The following is a 19,092-nucleotide window of genomic DNA, read 5'->3' on the forward strand; positions in this document are numbered from 1 at the left end:
ACTACCTCCCCTACTCGCTCACGGCTGACGCCGTTCGCTCCTTGAGGGTAGGCTTCCTGCTTCCACGACGCGCTGTGCAGATACAGGCGTATCCGCAGGGAGCGCAGTCTCCACAGGCGTTGATTCGGAGTGTCCCACTCCTACGTCTTCGAGGCCGCGAGAAAGGATGTTCCACGCCGCGTTCGCGTCCCTGTCCGCCTCAAACCCGCAAGCAGGACAGGAGTGTTCACGAACCCACAACGGCTTATCCGTCGAAACGCCGCACACCGCACACTCCTTGGTCGTCCCTGCTGGTTCGACCGCCACGAAGTGCGTTCCTGCTCGTTTACACTTGTATTCAAGCAACGAGAGGAACGTCCGCCACGCGGCAGACGCGGTGTTGTGGCTGTTCGACGGCGATTCCATCATTCCCTTCACGTTCAGGTCTTCGACCGCCACGAGGTTGTACTCCCGTGCGTAGTACGCCGAGAGTTTGTGCAAGAAGTCGCGGCGCTTCCGTCGGATGTCGGCGTGGCACTCCGCGACCCGACGCCGTTGCTTCTCGTAGTTGGCAGAGCCGTGTTACTTCCGCGAGAGCTTCCGTTGCTCGCGCTCCAAGCGTTCACGTTCGTCGGAGAGGTCGAGTGACTCGACCGCCGTGCCGTCGGTATCGTGGGCGTACTTGAGAATCCCTACGTCGATGCCGATGCACTTTACGGGATTCTCGGGCGGCTCGGGTAGTTCACGGTCCATTTCGACGCCAAACGTGGCGAACCACTCGCCCGTCGGTTCCTTCTTGAGCGTGACCTGTTTGATTGTCGCATCGCCGGGGATGGGTCGGTGAAGCCGAATCGGTATGTCCGCGAGTTTCGAGAGAGACAGCACAGTCTGACCGCCCTTCTTGTCGAGCTTGAAGCCAGACTGACTGTACGTGAAACTACGAAACTCCCGTGGTGGCTTCCACTTGAGTTGACCGACACCGTAGCCGTTATCCTTGAGTTTGGAGAGGCCGTTGAGGTTGTCGAACAGGCGTTCCACGACGGTTTGGAGAACCTTCGAGTACACGTCCGAGAGGCCGTCCCACCACTTCTTGAGGTCGGGTAGCTCCGACCGAAGCGTGGTCATTGGACGGCAGTTCGCCGTGTTCGTCTTGGTACTCGTTGAGGCGGTAGAGTGTGTGGTTATACAGTTGCCTACAAGTGTCTCGGTGGCGGTCCAACTCCTCGAAATGGGCGTCGGACGGCTTGAGACGGTACTTGTAGGCGTAGTACATGGCGCTACTCGCGTTGATTCTCGACGTACTGTTTCAGCACATCCAACGACACTTGCCCCGTCGAGATGAGGCAGTAGGAGTCGTTCCAGAACGAGTCGCCCCACAGGTCGGTCTTCAGTTCGTCCACGTACTCGTTGCGGATACGGCGGGCTGTCGCGCCCTTGACCGTGTTGATGAACTTCACGAGGTCTGTGGTTGGCTTCGCTCGGAATAGGATGTGTATGTGGTCGTCTTCGCCGTCGAGGTTAGTCAGTTCGACACCGTAGTTGTCCGTGAACCCGCTGATGACCTCGTGGATGAATTGGGTTCGCTCCTCGGTTAGCACTCCGCGCCGATACTTCGTGGTGAGTATCAGGTGGTAGTGCAGGGAATACGTCGAGTGCGCTCCCGAGTCGAGGTCATACTCCATTAGGTTCGGTCAATATTATGCTATCCTACTGCAAAAACATTGCGACTGCGTGGGTCTGTGGGCCTGCTACCGAATCGTATATGAGAACTGTGCGGCGCTGTATCCCCTCCCTGCTCGCGCCTTCCCTTCGGTCGGCGCTCGCTGAGGAAGGGGGCTTAGCGCCTCAATTCAGCTAAAAGGGGGGAGTGTTTCGGGTGGAGAACCTCGGATCTTCGCTTAGCTGTCGAAGCGCGCCTGTTGCATGAACGGCTGCAAGTTCTCGATGTTCCCGAGCCGTGAGTCTGAACGGAGGACGGCCTCGGTCTCGTCGATCGGAACCGAGAGGCTGATCTCTTTCGTGCGGCCGTAGCGACCTTTCGAGACGACGACTGCGTTGACGATACCGAGCATATCGAGTTCGCTGATGAGGTCGGTCACGCGGCGCTGGGTGAGGATGTCGGCGTCGATCTCGTCGCAGAGATGTTTGTAGACGTTGTACACTTCACCCGTGTTGATGTTGTGAACGCCATTCTTTTCGAGGGAGATGGTAGAGTAGAGGACGAGTTTCGACTGCGTCGGAAGGGTGCGGACGACTTCGACCACGCGGTCGAGTTCGATCTTGTCCTGTGCCTTTCTGACGTGGCCTTCCTCGACGAACTCCTCCTGATCGCGTTCGGCGAGTTCACCGGCAGTGCGGAGAAGGTCGAGCGCGCGGCGGGCATCACCGTGCTCCTGTGCGGCGAACGCAGCACACAGTGGAATCACGTCGTCAGAGAGAGCGTCCGGTTTGAACGCCACATCGGCACGGTGCTGGAGGATATCACGGAGTTGGTTCGCGTCGTAGGGGGGGAAGACGATCTCTTCCTCACCCAAACTCGATTTGACGCGGGGGTCGAGGAAGTCGGTGAACTTCAGGTCGTTGCTGATACCCATGATGGATACGCGCGAGTTTTCGAGTTCCGAGTTCATCCGCGAGAGGTTGTATAGCGTGTCGTCACCCGACTTCTCGACGAGTTTGTCGATCTCGTCCAGCATGATGACGACCACTCGCTCTCGGTAATCGACGGCCTCGAAGAAGGTGTTGTACACGCGGTCGGTCGGCCACCCGGTCATCGGAACCGACTCCATCTCATCGGCATCGTCTTCGAGTTCTTCGATCCGATCGTCGATTTCGTCGACAGAGGAGTAGTCGGTGTTCTCGATCTGTGTCGGATCGGCTTCCACGTCTTCTCGGATCTCCTCTAGCTTCTCGGTCTTCTCGTCGATATCGATGTGGTTGTTCTCGATGAACTTGTTGGCGAGCTGTGCGAGCACGCGATACTGTGTGTCGGTTACCTCGCAGTTGATGTACTCGACTTCACAGGGAACTTCGTACTTCTGTGACGTGCGTTCGAGTTCTTGGCTGACGAACTTCGCGCTCGCGGTCTTCCCGGTTCCCGTCTTTCCGTAGATGAGGATGTTCGAGGGAGTCTCACCTCGAAGTGCAGCGACGAGGATGGTCGCCATCCGGTTGATCTGCTCTTTCCGGTGTGGAAGTTCGTGCGGTGTGTACGAGGGCCGGAGAACCTCTTTGTTCTCGAAGATCGGCTCACCGCTGAGCAGGTCGTCGAACAACCCTTGGTTGCCCTCGCCTGTGTCGTCTAGCACGACCTCATCCAGATCGACGCCCTCGAACCCACTGTTCGCGTGGTCTGAATCGTCCGGCGGATCGGTGTTTTCGTTTGGCATACGTCGACTACTACCCCTTCGTTTCCACTGGAGTTATCGCGCTGAGTAGCGAGAGACGGGGTCACGTCGGGGAGAACGCCCCGATTCGTACCCAATAGAAGCGTCAGCGCGTCCAGTTGATGCAGATGAACAAAAGGTACAGCAGAGTATTAAAATCTTTCTCATTCACCGGATGATGGATAAAACACGCGTTCTGGCCACTGTTTCACGTCGAATCGAAGCTTTCGATTCGTTCAGATGACATCAGTTCGGGTGTAAAGTCATCTTTTTTGATATTTTTGAGGCGTCTCAAAATCGAATTTTCTCGGAGCTGTTCGTCCTCTTTCGTCCGGTACCTGAAGAATCTCGTATCCAGTGTTATTTCCATCAAGTGATGTTTTCAGATATTGATATATTTCGTGAATAATTCTCGATCGGGAGTTCTCTCCGTTTCGTACCGGTACCCGTCTGTTTCGAGTGGAACGGACTGCCGAGGCTCGCTCATTCCAGGTCGGCCCATCCATCCGAAGGCACCACGTCTACTCGAACTCGGAATACGCATTCGAATCAGTTCACCCACTCGAACCCCCCTATTTCGAGTGGAACGCAGGACGATATGACCGATAGGGGATGCTATCTTCCAACTCTCGTCGTGCCGTAAGGACACAGGACGGGTGGATGGAGGGGATAGTAGACGATGGCTGTCCCGGATTAGTAGTCTCGGAATAGTAGTCTCGAATAACGACTGGAGACGAAATACGGGACGAGATCGTGTCGTTAGATCCAAATCAGTTGTCACAATTCGAGGAGTAACACGAGAGTGTGGCACGTGGTAGCCACTAACGAAGCTACCCCCCCACCCCTTTGTTTCGAGTGGAACACGAGAAAGGGTGGGTAGGGTGAGAGGGGAAACTAGAACAGGAACCTTTATCACAATGCCAAAGAAACAATATCCGCAAACTAGAGCAAAGATTTTTCTAGAAGGGAATCCTGGGTGTAACTTACCTTCACTTAACACACTAGCACCCACATTCCACTAGTTCCACCTGAAACGAGGGGGTGGGTGTCTAGCGATTTCGAGTCAACGAGATATCAGGAACCGCGAAATACCTTCTCCTGACCGCCAGCCATCACGATACCCTGAAGTCGCACCCATCAACGTCTGGTATCGTCATCATCGTTGTCATCTTCGCCAGCTCCATCATCGTCATCACCGCCATCGACTCCATTCCCACTATCACCTCACCTCCTTACCACTCTACTACCATGATCCCACCTCACCACAGTCAATTTCACCACCGCCATCAGTTCAACTATCGCTGCTAACTCCACCAAAGCTACGGAATCTTAATACTTTTGTCACCATATCACTTCGAGTCTCCTATGGTCGAACAGGTGCCTTGTGTCAAGAGTTGTCTGACGTAGGTTTAAGTGAATGGCGTAAAGTTCTACTTTCAACAGCCTCGCGTCTTCGGTATAATCACCCGATAGTAGACCTCTCTGGTGTGATTATCCGACAGCCGAGGTCTGGGAGGAAATAGGATGGGATTGTTTACAGGTCTCAGGCAAAGTATTACACGTGTGACCGATAAGCTCTTCGCGTCAGAAGAGCCGAAACGGATCGGTATCTATGGACCACCGAACGCGGGCAAAACGACGCTCGCTAACCGCATTGCTCGTGATTGGACTGGTGACGCCGTCGGCCCGGAGAGCCACGTCCCACACGAAACACGACGCGCGCGAAGAAAAGAGAACGTCGAGATCGAGCGCAACGGGAGAACCGTCACCATCGACATCGTAGACACGCCGGGTGTCACCACGAAGGTCGACTACGAGGAGTTCCTCGAACACGACATGAACAAAGAGGACGCGGTACGCCGTTCTCGCGAGGCGACCGAGGGTGTCGCAGAAGCGATGCACTGGCTTCGGGAGGACGTCGACGGCGTCATCTACGTGCTCGACAGCTCCACCGACCCGTTCACGCAGGTGAACACGATGCTCATCGGCATCATCGAAAGCCAGGATCTGCCGGTTCTCATCCTCGCGAACAAGACCGACCTCGAGGATTCGAGCGTCCAGCGTATCCGGAATGCCTATCCACAGCACGAGACGATTCCGCTCTCGGCGCTGGAAGGCGACAACATGGACGAAGTGTACACGAAGATCGCGGAGTACTTCGGGTGATCTCGATGCCAGAAGTGAAAAAAACAGACGACGGCGTCCAAATCGACCTCATCGGTGGCGAACGGATGTCGGGAAAGACCAGTATGGAGAAGATCCGGATGATACTGGACGGTGTCCGTGACGGAAACATCGTCATCCTGGAGGAGGGACTCTCCCCCGACGAGGAGAGCAAACTCATCGAGGTGACGATGACCGAGATCAGTCCCGACGAGTTCAGTGGTATCGAGATCGAAACGTATCCGCGCTCGCAGACCTCCGACAGCGGGCTGCTCGGTCGTCTGATGGGTCGTGAATCGACTGGTTCGAAACTCACCGTTATCGGTCCCGCAAACCAGATCGAGACGCTTCACAAGGATGAGAACCTCATCAGTGCCCTCATCTCTCGGAAATAATGCCGCACAAGTGTACGAACTGTGGGCGTACGTTCGCCGACGGGTCAAAGGAGATGCTCTCGGGCTGTCCGGAGTGCGGGGGTAACAAGTTCCAGTTCCAGCCTGCCGGGGTGTCTCCAGACGAAACCAAGGCCTCTACGGCGACCGGAGCGAGTGCGAACGCCGCATCGAATCCGGAATCCGAATCGACCCACGATTCGGATTCGAGTTCCGGTGCCGTCGGTCGTGCAGCGTCGACCGTCCGAGATTGGGTGGGGTCGCGCGATGATTCGAAGACGACGAAGGAAGATACCACGCGACCATCTCGGGCCGACCGAGCGCAGTCGTCTGAATCCGAAGGCACGCAAGCAGCCGACGCCGAACAGACGACCGAAGCAGACAGTTCGACTGTAGAGTCGGACGTCGAACCGGGAGAAGACCGCGCACAGGCGAGTGCGCGCTCGGACGTCGTGACAGACGACGAACTTCCCGAGCCACCGGCGGACGAAGAGGGGACGGTTGTCGAACCACAGGGCGACGCCCAACCCAGCCTCGAAGAACTCCGCGAGGAACTCAACAGCCAGTTCGAGAGCATCAAGGTCGTCGAACCCGGCCAGTACGAACTCAACTTGATGGAACTGTACGAACGCGACGAGTACATCATCGCACTCAAGGAGAACGGACGGTACGTGATCCAGGTCTCCGATTCGTGGTCGAAATCCGCGAACCAGTGATCCCGAGTGGGATGTACGATTTGCGACGTACGATGGAGGTTTTACTCTTCATTTCGATCACTCCTCGTATCGTTTCGCTTGCTCCTCCTCTCGCTTCGTTCGATCTTCGTCCTGTTTCGCTCGTTTTCCGTCCTGCCTCGACCGATTCGAGTATTTCGAGTGCCACCGCTCTCCGAGACTCACACTTAACTGTCCAGCAGCGACGACCACACCGAAAACCACCAGAAACTGGAACGGAAAGACGACTCTCCGATACCTGATCTCGGCGATCTTCATCGGGTCGTACGTTCTCACGGTGTTCGTGGATCGATTCAATTCGTACCACGTGGTTCCCGAGAGTCGCGGGTCGGGTGCGATGAGCAACTCGTGGTAACCTTCTTTTGCTGGTGCCCGAACCGTGAACTCGCCTGCGATGTACGTCTCGTTTCCACTCGAATTGTTCGTTCGTTCGAGATAGCTTGCGAGCACGACGTTCGACGAGACGATCTCATCGTCAGTATCTTCGTCGATGTCGCGCATCCACCGAGCCCAGATGACTTCCGGTGCGGTTTCGTTGATTCGAGAGATAGATAGCGTCGTGTTGTTGAACGCCTTCGGTTGGTTCGTTCCAACGGAAACGAACTGATACCGACAGTCGTATGCGTCTGATCTCGTCGGAAGAAACTCTACGTCCGTCGTACAGTTGATGACGAGGTCGAACTCCTCGACGTTGTAAACGTAGTCGATCGTCGTGGTACCATTGTAGTTCGCATCGAGACTCGGATCCGGATCTGCGCCTGCGTCGGTAAGCATGAATTTACCCGCGGGCCACGCGATGTATATCACCGAGAGAATGGTTACGACTACGATGATACTGATGAAGACGAGCTCCCAGTGCATCAGAATCGATTCCACTCCTTCGAGTAGGTGTTTCTTAACTGATTCCGTTCGGTCGAGAACGCTCTTCACAATGGCATCCGCTCGTTTGCTTTCCTCTGTCCGTTCACTCTTTTTCGTGTCAGATTTGTCTCCCCCGTACCCCATAACCGAATGTTAGATAATTAACTATTAATAATTAATTAGTTCGTTCTGGTGGGTTTCCACCATGAATTTCCTGTTATATGCACTGGTTTCGCCATCTCCGTGTTATTCCACCGAAACCATTTCACCTCGTATGCAGTTCCACCCGAAACTACCCCCCTTTCATCGGATCCTCGTTCTCCTCTCGTTTGAGCTGAAAACAGCCTCGATAGAACGAATCGAGAGTCGAAATGAACCACGAACAGAAACGAACCGATAGCCGGATTGCCAAGAGCCTTTAGTGCGGACTTCGAGCCACGAACGAATGTTGGGTGACGCGAGACGACGAGTTCAGCGGGTGCTCTTTCTCTTTCCCGCCGCCCTTGCCAGTCTCGGACTGCTCGACCGGGAGAAAGGCGAGGAGGCGTTCGACCTCGCTATTCCAGTGATGGTCACTGGCGGGATGCGAACCCTGCTTCGCGTCGCCGACTTCTTCATGGTGAGTATCGCCCTCGACGAGAACGCGGTCGCCGCACTGGAGTTCGGCTTCCAATACTTTTTCATTCCGTTCGGCCTCTCGCTGGCACTCACGAGCGGAACCATCAGCGTCGTCTCCCGGTTCAAAGGCGCAAGCGAGCACGCGAAAGCGAACTTCGCTATCAAGCAATCGCTGTGGCTCTCGCTCGTTATCGCGGTGCCGATGACAGCCGCCACGTGGTTCTACGCGGAACCGATGATCGACGTGCTCACCGACGACCCGCGCGTCATCGAACTCGGTGCTCTCTACCTCAAGATCATCATGCTCTCCGTCTCGTTTCGCTTCTGGAGCATGATCGCCGCCCGCGCGCTCGCGGGGAGCGGCGACACCCGGACACCGATGTACATCCGACTACTCACGCTCCCGACGAATATCCTCTTGAACGCGGTTCTCATCTTCGGACTCGGCCCGTTCGATCCGATGGGCGTCGCGGGCGCGGCGTGGGGAACTGCTATCGCTAACACGCTTGCGGCAGTGCTGTTCACCGCCGTCCTGCTCTCCGGGCGCTACTCGGTTCGACTCCGCCTCGGCGGCAAACAGTGGGATACCGCCATCGCCAGCGAGATCGTCCGCGTCGGACTCCCGCTCGCAGGAACCCGACTCTCGCGGACGCTCGGTCGGTTCCCATTCCTCTTCGTGCTCGGCACCCTGGGAACCGGTGTCGTAGCATCCTACGCCATCGGTCGGCGGGTGATGCTCCTCGCACTGATGCCTGCGTGGGGCTACTCAACGGCCTCCAGTACGCTCGTCGGACAGAGCATCGGTGCGGGTAACAACGACGAGGCCGACGAGTACGGCTGGCAGACCCTCCGTATCGCGCTGACGACCCAGTTGCTCCTCGCCGCCATCCTCATCGTGGCGGCCCGACCCATCGCTCGCGGTTTCGGCACGGCCAATCTCGATCTGACCGTCGAGCTCGTCCAGGTGTTCGGTCTCGGCGTCGCGGCGTTCAGCGTGTCCCGAACCATGCGCGGAAGTCTTCGGGGAGCAGGCGACACGAGATGGCCCCTGTACGGAACGTTCGCCGGAACGTACCTCTACAAACTCCCCGTCTCGTTCCTCGCAGTTCCGTCGGGAGTCGTCCTCTTCTCGCTCGGCGATTGGTCGTTCACACCGGGCATCGGTCTCGGCCTGCTCGGCGTCTACGCTGCCATCCTGGGCGATATGTACTTCCGTGCCGCCGTCAACACATTCCGATTCTGGACGGGCGAATGGAAACAGATCGCCCGCGAATCCGACGTCGGGGTGGGGACACGCGCCGACTGACGTGGACAGCTATCTCTCCGTCGATCCGGCTGGATCGCGTCGGTTCGAGCAGGCTCGAATCAACCGGAAATAACGAATTTCGAGTGGAAACGAAGGGGTTTCGACCGGAGTAGGCAGGTTTTAAGCGTTCGAGTGGAAACCATGGGGTATGAGCACTCCCACGAAAGTCGTCATCGGTACCGTCGGACTGACAGCACTGGCTGCTATCGCTGTCATCGCCAACTTCTGGCTCGTTGCCTGATGTTCAGCGAACGAACGCTTCCGGACGACGTGGCGGCGGTTCGAGACGAACACGCTCCCGGTTCGCTCGTCCTCGACTGCAATCGTGACTTCGAGACGCTCCCGGTTCCAGTGCGGGACGATCTCGCATTCTTGACGGACGATATCCGTCCCTTCTCTGCCCCCGACGAGTGGCTTCCGGACGACGCTCCCGAACTCCTCCGGCGATATGCGGGAACCGACCTCGTGGTCGGGATGCCGGGCGACGGCAGCGTCGCGTGGACACGCCAGACCGACCCACCCGTCCTCTTCGTGAAGGCGCGCGTCCAGGGATCACCCGAGGATTTCGTGGACTTCCTGCTGGCGGAGGCGCTGGTCGAGGTCGGTCTCGAACTTCCCGAACACTTCCTCGAATTCTTCGGGGAGCAGTACCCGAGATTCGCCGACGCCGTCCCACTCGATTCGGGAAGCACGTACCAGCTCGCGGCTGCTCTCCACGACGCCTCCAAAGGACTGCATACCCGTGAGGTGTTCGCCGACTGGGACGGCACCCACCCACGCCTTTTCGAAGCGTGGCAGGACGCAGGCGAACGAATCGAACCGCGACTCGAAACCATCTCCCGTGAGGTCGCTAGCGGTCAAACCGATTTCACGGACGCAGCCGAGTTCGCCTGCAGCGCCATCAAACACGGTATCGAACCGCCACCACCCTTCGCCGCACTCGACACGCAGGCGTACCGCGACCACGGCGTCAGCTACGCCATCAAGTGGACGGAGAAAACGCTACGGTCGGACTAGCGTTCGTTTCCGTCTCAGCGACCTACTCGTTCTTTTGCTACATCGTCCATCGCCTTTTCTACGTTGCTTAATTTTCCTTCCTATACTGCCTCCGTCCCCCGTTTCCCAGTTCGAACCTGACAGGCGTCCTCGATGGGGACGACGAATATCTTCCCGTCGCCGGGTTCGCCCGTGTTCGCGGCGTCACGGATCGCTTCGATAACGTCCTCTGCGGGGATATCGGCGACAACGCACTCGACTTTCACCTTCTGATGGAGATCCACGACGTACTCCTCGCCGCGCCACTGGCCGAGTTTGGCGGGTTGGCTCCCGCGCCCGCTGACGTTCGTCACCGTGAGACTCGGCGCGCCGATGTCGGCGAGCGCCCGCTTCACCTTCGTGAGTCGGTCGGGGCGAACGATTGCGGTGACGAGCTTTATTCCGCCGTCGTTCGGAACGCGGCCGCCATCCGCGCGCAATCGGTCGGTAGAGACGTCTCCCGGCCCGCCGACACCGAATTCGGGATAGGTTTCGACGCCGTGCTCGGCCACGTCGAGTCCCTCGCGCTCGTGTGCGGGGGTGACGCGAGCCTGTCCGAGCGCACGCGCACCACCGAAGACGGCACTGGTTGTGGCGACGGTCCAGACGGCGATGAGGACGACACCAGTGGCCTGTACTGCGAGTCCCGAGAGCACACCTCCCACGCTGAAACTCTGCCAGGTTCCGACGGCGACGAAGGGATAGGCGAGCATTCCCAGGATTCCGGCAGACCCGTGAACCGGGAAGACTGCACACACGTCGTCGATGTGCAATCGTTTCTCGACGAACTCGAAGACGAAGGGGAGCTGTGCCCCGGCCAGCAAGCCGACGACGAGTGCGCCGGGCCAGACGATTTCGTCGGCGATGCCGGTGACGCCGACGAGTCCGGCGAGCAGGCCGTTTGCGACGTAGAGGGTGTCTACCTTGTCGGTGCGGAGCAGTGAGACCCCCCCTGCTCCGATCGCACCGGCGGCCATCCCAAGCGTCGTGACCAGTGCGACCCGACCGACCGTTTCGAATGCGGCCAGTGAGAGTGACCCGTCTTCGACGGTGAGAACCGTCGCGGCGGTGCCGACGTTGAAGCCGTACCAGCCGAAGGCGAGGATGAGCGTGCCGAGGACGGCGAACGTCACCGAGTGACCGGGGATGACGTTCGCGTTCCCCTCGTCGTCGAACCGACCGAGACGCGGCCCGACGACCCACGCCGCGGTCAGTCCGGCGACACCACCCATGCCGTGAACGACCATGCCGCCAGCGAAATCGTGGAACCCGATGGTTGCGAGGATACCGCCCGCCCACGTGAATCCGACGACGACGGGGTAGATGACGCTTGCGAGCAAGACGGTGTAGGTCACGTAGGTGCGGAGCTTACACCGCCCGGCGACGGCACCACTGACGATGGTCGCCGCGGTCATCGCGAACACCGCGCCGAACAACCAATCGACCCACGCGTTGACGCCACCGGGATCGAGGACGGTCCCGAACTCGCCACCGAGCGTCCACGCTCCGCCTGCGCCGGTCAGATAGCCGACGACGTTCGAGACCGCTGCGCCCACCAGAAAGAACGCCAGAACGCCGACGCTCCACGTGAGAAGGTTCTTCGTCAACTGGTTGGCGACGTTCTTCGAGCGCACCTGTCCGGCCTCCAACATGGCGAACCCGGCGTGCATGAAGAAGATGAGAAACGTGGCGACGAGCACCCACAGGAGGTTGATTCCCTCCGCGAGAACTTCGAGGTCGCTCGTTCCCTGCGCGAGCATGACCGGATCGCTCACTCCTCTACCTCCTTCGTCGGCACTATCACCATATCATCTGGACGACTGTCCACGAAAATCAAATCTTCTACAACGTCTGTATTTCGCATCACGATATAACACGACAGTAGTCTACCTTATAAGATTGATTGTTGAAGAACACAGTTTATTGCCATTGGCCTTGGACGAACGCTCGATTTATTATCGCATATCGTCTGTATAAGGTTGTAAATTGGGCAGAAAGTAGCCGTTCTAACTGCAGATTTCTGGACAATCGTCGATCCGCCGCTCGTCTGGCATCCTGTCCTATTACCGGGAATGCGCGCGACGACTGGCGACCTTCTCCGTCCGAACCGTGGAGACCGCGGGAACGAACCCTCCATGATTTCAACTGGAGATTTGGAAACAGACTAGTGGCTTACCGCCCGCCGACGATGTACACCTTCTTGGAACTGGTGTTGATGAGCGACGGAACGAAACTCGCCCGGGTCTGGGATAGCAGTCGATACCCGAAACACTACCTCTACGTCGAAGAAATGAAGCAGGACGAAACCGAGTTCGAGGAGGGAGGGCTGCTTAACGGTGGCGAATGGAAGAAGAACCAGAATCTGAACCCACGGTTCACGCAATGGGTGTTCGAGGAACAAGACGTGCGGTTACCGTTCTATCCGCACACCCACAAAGGCTACGAGAAATACTTCGATTTCTTCACCGCGTACGGTCCACACCCGGTGTTAACCTCTGGTGAGGATGGACACGAACTGAAAAGGTCACGAATCGAAGGCGAACTCGATCCCCGCTTCCCCTGGTAAGCCACGAGGAGGACTTGAACCCTCTTCAGGTCCCGTCGGTCGTGCTAAACTCGAGGATAGCCGACATCGTTCCGACGACGAGATATCCTGCCAGCGCACCGATTGCGATGGCTGCCAACATCACTACTCCGTTGACGAGAATCACGGCCAGCGTCAGAATAAGAACTAGTACGAACGACACCACCTCTCCGATGCCGCCTGAGAACAGCAACCGACCGAACACCAACAGCGAGAGTCCAATCCCGACGACGGCACCGATGAGTACGGGTATCATGATCAGAACGAGCAAGAGGGAAGCGTCAGTGCGTCGGTCTCGTTCAGACGAATGCCATCGGTGGAAACCGACGACGGCGACACTCACGACGAATCCCGGAAGGACGAGGAATCCAAGATGAATCGTCTCTGGTAGTAGACCAGTACTCAGTCCGAACGTACCGATGCTCCACGCGGATTCGTCATCGGCCGTCACGAACTGATAGAGGAACAGATAGCCGCTGATGTAGATGGCAGCGAGAAGTACACCTCCAACTACCCCTCGCTTGAACTCGTCACGAATCGGCATCCTGCTGAAACGAGTATCGGTCATCCCGGGTTTATTTTCTGTATTTTGGTATAAAATCTTCCGCTGGTCGATCTTTGATTCTCACCTGGTTACAGTGATTCGGCGATCGTTTCTGCGAAGTAAGTCAGGATCAGATCTGCCCCGGCGCGCTTTATCGACAGTAGCGACTCCAGTGCCGTCTCCTCTAGGTCCAACCACCCCTTCTCGGCGGCGGCGTGGAGCATCGCGTACTCCCCGGAGACGTTGTACGCGGCGACAGGGTGGTCGAACTCCTGCCGAATGTCCCGAACGATATCGAGGTACGGGAGCGCGGGCTTGACCATCAGTACGTCCGCGCCCTGCTCCACGTCGAGGGCGACTTCGCGCATGGCTTCCCGCGCGTTGGCCGGATCCATCTGGTAGTGGCGCCGGTTGCCGAAGGCTGGCGCGCCGTCTGCCGCGTCGCGGAACGGGCCGTAGAAGGCGCTCTCGTACTTCGCAGCGTAGCTCATGATGGGAACGTCCGAGTAGCCCGCGTCGTCCAGCGCGGTGCGGATCGCGCCGACCATCCCGTCCATCATCCCGCTGGGTGCGACCATCTCGGCTCCGGCCTCGGCGTGCGAGACAGCGATCTTCTGCAGGAGGTCGAGCGTCTCGTCGTTCTTCACGGTGAGTCGCGGGTCGTCCGCCGCCTCGTCCTCCAGCACCCCGCAGTGACCGTGCTCGGTGTACTCGCAGAGACAGACGTCGGTGATGACCGTCGCGTCTGTTTCTCGCATGATTCGGCGCGTGGCCTCCTGGACGACGCCGTCGTCGGCCCACGCGCGGGTACCCCGGTCGTCTTTCGATTCGGGGATGCCGAACACCATCACGGTCTCGACGCCTGTTTCCAGCACTTCTTCGACACGGGCGACGCTCTCGTCGATCGGTACTCGCTCGTGTCCCGGCATCGACTGGATGGCGACTCGCTCGTCGGTCGTCGCGTCGATGAACACCGGTGCGATGAGGTCGCTCGCGTCGAGGCTCGTCTCGCTAACCAGTTCTCGGAGGCCGTCCCGGCGAAGACGGCGAGGGCGCTCGATGGGGTTCATACAGGTCGTACCCGTGGAACACCCAAAACCGCGTCGTTCCATCGATGGGTCACAACGCATTTACTCCATCACATCAATACTCGCATCTGATGAAGTTCGCCTCGCTCGTCGCAATCGAGCCGTCCATACCCGTCGCCCTGTTCGCCCTCTCGATATTCGGTGTCGCTATCCTCTCGTTCGCTCCCGGTTCACGGTCGCTGCGGACGTTCGTCGCCGACTACGGTGTGATACTGCTCGTCGCCGGAATCGCAGTCGCCGCCCTCGTCGGTATCCTCCTCTTCGTGTTCGGTGACGAAGAACTCGCCAGACAGTGGTTAGACCAGTACGGTCTCATGGCGCTCTTTCTCATCCTCATCCTGGAGGGTGCGATGCTGTTGTACTTCGCACCGAGCGAGAGCCTCGTTCCCGTCGCGGTTCACGTGATCGCGTCGCCGGAGGACGTTCGAAGTATCGCCATCGTCATCTTCGTCGCCGTCATCGGTGCGACCATCGGCCAGTACGCCCTGTTCTTACTGGCGAAGCGGGGCGGTCGGGAGTATCTCCTCGAAAAACCGTGGTTCCGGGTCAGTGAATCGTCGATCAACCGATTCGACGGCTGGTTCCAGCGATGGGGTCGCGTCGTCGTCCCGGTGAGTAACGCCCTGTTGTTCACTCGGGGGATGCTCACCGTTCCCGCCGGATTCGCGGAGATGCGCGACTGGGAGTTCATCGTCCTCTCGGCACTCGGGACGCTCATCTTCCAGTCGTGGCTCGCCGCCGCCGCACTGTACGCAGTCGAACTGGGCATCTTCGATTCGCTCCCGTTCTGACTCGCCTTACCTTTCGTTGACATCTGTAGGGTTGTCACGAACCTCTCGACGGAACTGTGTTCGTTTCCGAATGGTCGCCATGCTATCATAGCGATAGACCTAACAGCGACCCAAACGTACTTTCCAGTGCGCCCGTGTGCCGTTTGTCGCGTGCCATGCTATGAACGCCGCGCGGGCGCACTTTCCATCGAAACGTGAGTTACATCGATAGCTGGTTGGGACAGTATCTCGGCAGTAATGGGCTATTTATCATCGAACGGCGACTCTCTAGTGATGTCCCAGCAGTCGATCATCGAGCGCGTCTTACTGTTGGTCTTCGGACTGTCTTTTCTCGTCTTCGGTGTCTACCTCGCACTCCAAGTGAACAGCATTCCTTCGGCGTTCGCTCGTCACCGTCTCGCTATCGGTATTCTCGTCACCATCCTCGTCGGATTCGTTTTCGTCGTGACGAGTCTCGGTTATCGGTGACGAACCCGAATTCGAGGTCGTCTGTGAGGAACGAACTCGCGCTCGTCGATGATCGAAGAGAGACTCGAAGGGTGGATTCGGTCAGGCAACTTCGGTCGCTCCGGGCTCTTCGGCGGCCAGTCGGTCGGCCCGTCGCCGGTTTTTGAGCACCAGCGCGCCGAAGGCGACCACGCCGACAGCCCGGAGCACGAGGTCGAACGACCCCGGATCGAACGTCGGCAGTCCGACCAGACCGAACAGACCGACGACGGTGTTGAACAGCAAGAGCGGTGCCATGAGCAAGAGCGCCGAGAGCGCGAACCACGTCCTGTCTGCTCGACTCACGTCGGTATAGAGATACCCGATGACGGTCGCACCGAGCGCGATGACCCCGACGAACACCCCTGCGACCGGTATCAGCACTTCGGGGATAAAATAACCGAGTTGGGTCACGTCGGAGAGACCGATGACGTGAACCTCCTGTCCGGTTCCAACCCCGCGCAGGAGGAGGATGCCCGGCGTCAGCACGAACGCGAAAGGAACGATTGCCTTGTTCAGCGAGAGCGAGAACGCCTCCACCCCTGTCTGGAACTGGTCGGATTTAGCGATCCCGGAGGCTGCGTAGGCGGCCACAGCCACCGGGGGCGTGATGTCTGCGATGACGCCGAAATAGAGGATGAACAGGTGTGCCGAGAGGATGGGGATACCGAATCCGGCGATGGCGTCGCCGAGCATCGAGACGAGGATGATGTAGGTCACCGTCGTCGGCATCCCCATCCCGAGGATGATCGAGGAGATGGCGGTGAGCACCAGCAGGACGACGATGGAACCACCACTCACGGTTCGGATGAGTGCGGTCAGGTTCGGCCCGAGACCACTGACGCTGATGACGCCGGGGATGATGCCCGCCGCAGCGACAGCGATGACCACCGTGGTCGCAGTTCGTGCCCCCGAGTCCATCGATTTGAGGACGAACCCGCCGTACTGGAACGCCTTGTTGTCGGCGAGTCGCGGTCGCTGTAGTGCCTTCGCCCCTTTCGCCACCGCGCTATCGACCTGGCCGTCGAAATCGAGGAGCGGCGCGTCTTCGAGTGGCCGGGCGACGAGGGTGACGATACTCACCGCGAGGATGATCCAGCCGAGCTGTCCCGCAACCGCACCCAGTGCGCCAGCAGTCGTCATACCCGCGCCACCGCCGCCAGCGAGCAGCGAGACGATTCCGACGCCCGCAGTCGAAAATGCGGCGAACTGGAGGACGACCACCCCTGCGATAGTGCCGAGCAGGGGAACCCTCGAACTCCGGTTGTACGCGGCGACGAGCGCGATGAGGGCACCGATGGCGATCAGCGTGAACCACGCCGCTCGCTCGATGGAGAGACGTTCGATGATGAGGTAGTAGAGCAGCAGTATCAGTGGAACGAGATAGAACCAGCCACGCAGCAGATGCGGACGAAGCGTCACGATTTCCGTGTCTGCCAGTCCACCGATGCTCTCTTTCGACGCTTCGAGGTGAACCATCACCCAGACGCCGAAGAAGAAGACGACCGCCGGAATCGCCGCCGCCATGATCACGTCACGGAACGGCGTCAGCGTGTACTCCACGATGAGGAACGCTGCCGCCCCCATCACTGGTGGGAGGATCTGCCCGCCGGAGGACGCAGAGGCTTCGACCGCGCCCGCGAACTCCGACCGGTAGCCGGATCGCTTCATCAGCGGGATCGTGAATGCACCCGTCGTCACCGTGTTTGCGATCGACGACCCACTGATGGTGCCCATGAAGCCCGATGCGAGGATGGACGCCTTCGCGGGACCACCCTTGCGCCGCCCGGTCGCGGCGTAGGCCAGCTCGATGAACCACTGGCCTGCGCCGCTCATCTCCAGGAACGCGCCGAAGAGGATGAAGATGTAGATGAACCGAACGCTCACCGTGACGGGAATCCCGAACACGCCGTTCTCGGTGTTGTACCAGAGGTTCTGGACGATGGAACTCCAGTCGAGTGGCGGGATCGAGAGCACGCCGACGACGGGTGCGTCGATGGGGATGAGATACCCCCATCGCGCGTAGACGATGAACAGCGCGACGATAGTCATCAGATACAAGCCGAGCGCACGCCGGGTCGCATCCAGTACGAGGAGGACACCGAGCGCACCGAGGACGAAGGCGTAGGACACCTCGTTCAGTGGAATCCCGAGGAGAGAGATCGCTTCGACGACCGGCGAGAGGAACGGATACACCTCAGAAATCGTCCGTCCAAACCCCAGACCGAGCGCCCGCATCCGACGAATCTCACCGAAATCGGTGAGCATGTAGGAGACAGACAGTATCGCTATCCCCATCATCACGAAATCGACGGGCGTAATCCGCGTCCTGTCGCGGTCGATCATCGCCCACCGAACGCCTCGTCGGACGCCCGCGAGACCGCGCGTGAGAGGGTTGTCTGATCCGAATCGCTCCCTGAAGTACGGAACGATCTGCCCGAACCGTCGCGTGAAGAATCCTCGTCCGGTCGTCGTCGGAAACAGCAGAAAGGTCAATAGCAGGGCGAACGTGACGTGGATGGCGTTCACCTGCAACAACTGGAGCGCCGCGATTCGAACCTCACCGACCACTGGCAGCGTCACCCTGAAGATGAAGCCACGGGCGGCAAGCCACATCTGGAACGCGGAAAACACGATAGCGATAACCGAGGTGACGATGGCTGCCGTCCCTCGAAGTCTGCGCCGATGCTCGAGCTCTTGGACGAGCTCTTCCTGTTCTTCCTCGGTGAGTGTGTCGCTCATGATGAACACCGCTGGGTGACGAACAGTTCGACCGACTCGCCACCCGAGAGTGCGACGAGGTCGTAGCGTTGCTCACCGACGACGAGTTCGTGGCCCGCGATGTCGCCGGGTGCGATCGGGATGCTCGCGTAGCTTCCCTCCGGGTCGAAGACGAACCAGCCATCCTCGCGGGTGACGTTCGCTCGGGCCGGAAGTCCCGCGCCGTACGATTGGAACCGCATCTCGACCATCTCCAACTCGCTCCCGTTGACGGCGTACACGTCGTGGACCGGCGTCTTCTCGACGCTATGGTTGTACGCGAGTGTTACTCGCGTCCCGTTTTCGACCGGGACGACGAGGATCGGCTCGCCAGTGTCTGCGTCTGCGACGACGAGGATCATCTC

Annotated in this window: 17 protein-coding genes and 1 pseudogene; 9 read left to right on the plus strand and 9 right to left on the minus strand. The window is 58.9% G+C overall.

Annotated elements, in window-relative coordinates:
• Positions 1-10 precede the first annotated feature (10 nt).
• The 3 genes and pseudogenes from ACR3FE_RS12140 to ACR3FE_RS12150 all read right to left on the minus strand — a co-directional run bounded on the left by ACR3FE_RS12140 (position 11) and on the right by ACR3FE_RS12150 (position 3,368).
• Positions 11-1,252: pseudogene (locus tag ACR3FE_RS12140) on the minus strand (RNA-guided endonuclease InsQ/TnpB family protein).
• 4 nt (positions 1,253-1,256) lie between these two features.
• On the minus strand, positions 1,257-1,661 hold the full coding sequence (tnpA, locus tag ACR3FE_RS12145) for an IS200/IS605 family transposase (protein WP_458207393.1): 405 nt from the start codon (positions 1,659-1,661) through the stop codon (positions 1,257-1,259).
• Between the two features lie 216 nt (positions 1,662-1,877).
• The gene (locus ACR3FE_RS12150) at positions 1,878-3,368 is read right to left on the minus strand and encodes a Cdc6/Cdc18 family protein (RefSeq protein ID WP_458207394.1); all 1,491 of its coding nucleotides are present in this window, start codon (positions 3,366-3,368) and stop codon (positions 1,878-1,880) included.
• Positions 3,369-4,889: 1,521 nt separating this feature from the next.
• On the opposite strand from ACR3FE_RS12150, the gene ACR3FE_RS12155 reads away from it, so the two are divergent.
• From ACR3FE_RS12155 to ACR3FE_RS12165, 3 genes are read left to right on the plus strand one after another with little or no spacing between them, the layout of a single operon-like run.
• A complete protein-coding gene (locus tag ACR3FE_RS12155) occupies positions 4,890-5,531 on the plus strand; it encodes an Era-like GTP-binding protein (RefSeq protein ID WP_458207395.1) in 642 nt (213 codons plus the stop codon).
• Positions 5,532-5,536: 5 nt separating this feature from the next.
• Positions 5,537-5,923: a DUF2073 domain-containing protein gene (locus ACR3FE_RS12160; RefSeq protein ID WP_458207396.1), complete on the plus strand. Its 387-nt coding sequence runs from the start codon at positions 5,537-5,539 to the stop codon at positions 5,921-5,923.
• On the plus strand, positions 5,923-6,636 hold the full coding sequence (locus ACR3FE_RS12165; RefSeq protein WP_458207397.1) for an OapC/ArvC family zinc-ribbon domain-containing protein: 714 nt from the start codon (positions 5,923-5,925) through the stop codon (positions 6,634-6,636). Before ACR3FE_RS12160 ends, ACR3FE_RS12165 begins: the two co-directional genes overlap by 1 nt.
• Before the next feature lie 57 nt (positions 6,637-6,693).
• Here the strand turns inward: ACR3FE_RS12165 and ACR3FE_RS12170 are convergent, their stop codons facing one another.
• On the minus strand, positions 6,694-7,515 hold the full coding sequence (locus ACR3FE_RS12170; RefSeq protein WP_458207398.1) for a hypothetical protein: 822 nt from the start codon (positions 7,513-7,515) through the stop codon (positions 6,694-6,696).
• A gap of 445 nt (positions 7,516-7,960) precedes the next feature.
• Between ACR3FE_RS12170 and ACR3FE_RS12175 the strand changes: the two genes are divergently transcribed.
• From ACR3FE_RS12175 to ACR3FE_RS12185, 3 genes are all read left to right on the plus strand, one after another.
• Positions 7,961-9,439, plus strand: a complete 1,479-nt coding sequence (locus tag ACR3FE_RS12175; RefSeq protein WP_458207399.1) for an MATE family efflux transporter — start codon at positions 7,961-7,963, stop codon at positions 9,437-9,439.
• Between the two features lie 148 nt (positions 9,440-9,587).
• Complete coding sequence (locus tag ACR3FE_RS12180; RefSeq protein ID WP_458207400.1) at positions 9,588-9,680, plus strand: hypothetical protein; 93 nt, start codon at positions 9,588-9,590, stop codon at positions 9,678-9,680.
• Positions 9,680-10,456 (plus strand): DUF7089 family protein, encoded by a 777-nt coding sequence (locus ACR3FE_RS12185; RefSeq protein ID WP_458207401.1) that lies wholly within the window; start codon positions 9,680-9,682, stop codon positions 10,454-10,456. Before ACR3FE_RS12180 ends, ACR3FE_RS12185 begins: the two co-directional genes overlap by 1 nt.
• An 80-nt stretch (positions 10,457-10,536) precedes the next feature.
• Here the strand turns inward: ACR3FE_RS12185 and ACR3FE_RS12190 are convergent, their stop codons facing one another.
• Entirely contained in the window at positions 10,537-12,234 is a 1,698-nt protein-coding gene (locus ACR3FE_RS12190; RefSeq protein WP_458207557.1) for an ammonium transporter, read from the minus strand.
• Positions 12,235-12,641: 407 nt separating this feature from the next.
• Here ACR3FE_RS12190 and ACR3FE_RS12195 point away from each other — a divergent pair, with 407 nt between their 5' ends.
• Positions 12,642-13,040, plus strand: a complete 399-nt coding sequence (locus ACR3FE_RS12195) for a hypothetical protein (RefSeq protein ID WP_458207402.1) — start codon at positions 12,642-12,644, stop codon at positions 13,038-13,040.
• Between the two features lie 25 nt (positions 13,041-13,065).
• On the opposite strand, the gene ACR3FE_RS12200 is transcribed toward ACR3FE_RS12195, so the two are convergent.
• Positions 13,066-13,626, minus strand: a complete 561-nt coding sequence (locus tag ACR3FE_RS12200; protein WP_458207403.1) for a hypothetical protein — start codon at positions 13,624-13,626, stop codon at positions 13,066-13,068.
• A 65-nt stretch (positions 13,627-13,691) separates the two neighbouring features.
• Positions 13,692-14,672 (minus strand): porphobilinogen synthase, encoded by a 981-nt coding sequence (gene hemB, locus ACR3FE_RS12205; protein ID WP_458207404.1) that lies wholly within the window; start codon positions 14,670-14,672, stop codon positions 13,692-13,694.
• 89 nt (positions 14,673-14,761) lie between these two features.
• Here hemB and ACR3FE_RS12210 point away from each other — a divergent pair, with 89 nt between their 5' ends.
• Together ACR3FE_RS12210 and ACR3FE_RS12215 are read left to right on the plus strand one after the other, a co-directional pair.
• A complete protein-coding gene (locus ACR3FE_RS12210) occupies positions 14,762-15,481 on the plus strand; it encodes a DedA family protein (RefSeq protein ID WP_458207405.1) in 720 nt (239 codons plus the stop codon).
• Positions 15,482-15,754: 273 nt separating this feature from the next.
• Entirely contained in the window at positions 15,755-15,949 is a 195-nt protein-coding gene (locus ACR3FE_RS12215) for a hypothetical protein (RefSeq protein ID WP_458207406.1), read from the plus strand.
• 81 nt (positions 15,950-16,030) lie between these two features.
• On the opposite strand, the gene ACR3FE_RS12220 is transcribed toward ACR3FE_RS12215, so the two are convergent.
• Together ACR3FE_RS12220 and ACR3FE_RS12225 are read right to left on the minus strand one after the other, a co-directional pair.
• Positions 16,031-18,709, minus strand: a complete 2,679-nt coding sequence (locus tag ACR3FE_RS12220; RefSeq protein WP_458207407.1) for a TRAP transporter permease — start codon at positions 18,707-18,709, stop codon at positions 16,031-16,033.
• On the minus strand, positions 18,706-19,089 hold the full coding sequence (locus ACR3FE_RS12225) for a DUF1850 domain-containing protein (RefSeq protein ID WP_458207558.1): 384 nt from the start codon (positions 19,087-19,089) through the stop codon (positions 18,706-18,708). The genes ACR3FE_RS12220 and ACR3FE_RS12225 overlap by 4 nt, the downstream gene beginning before the upstream one ends.
• Positions 19,090-19,092 lie beyond the last annotated feature (3 nt).

The sequence above is a fragment of the Haladaptatus rarus genome (assembly GCF_054177585.1).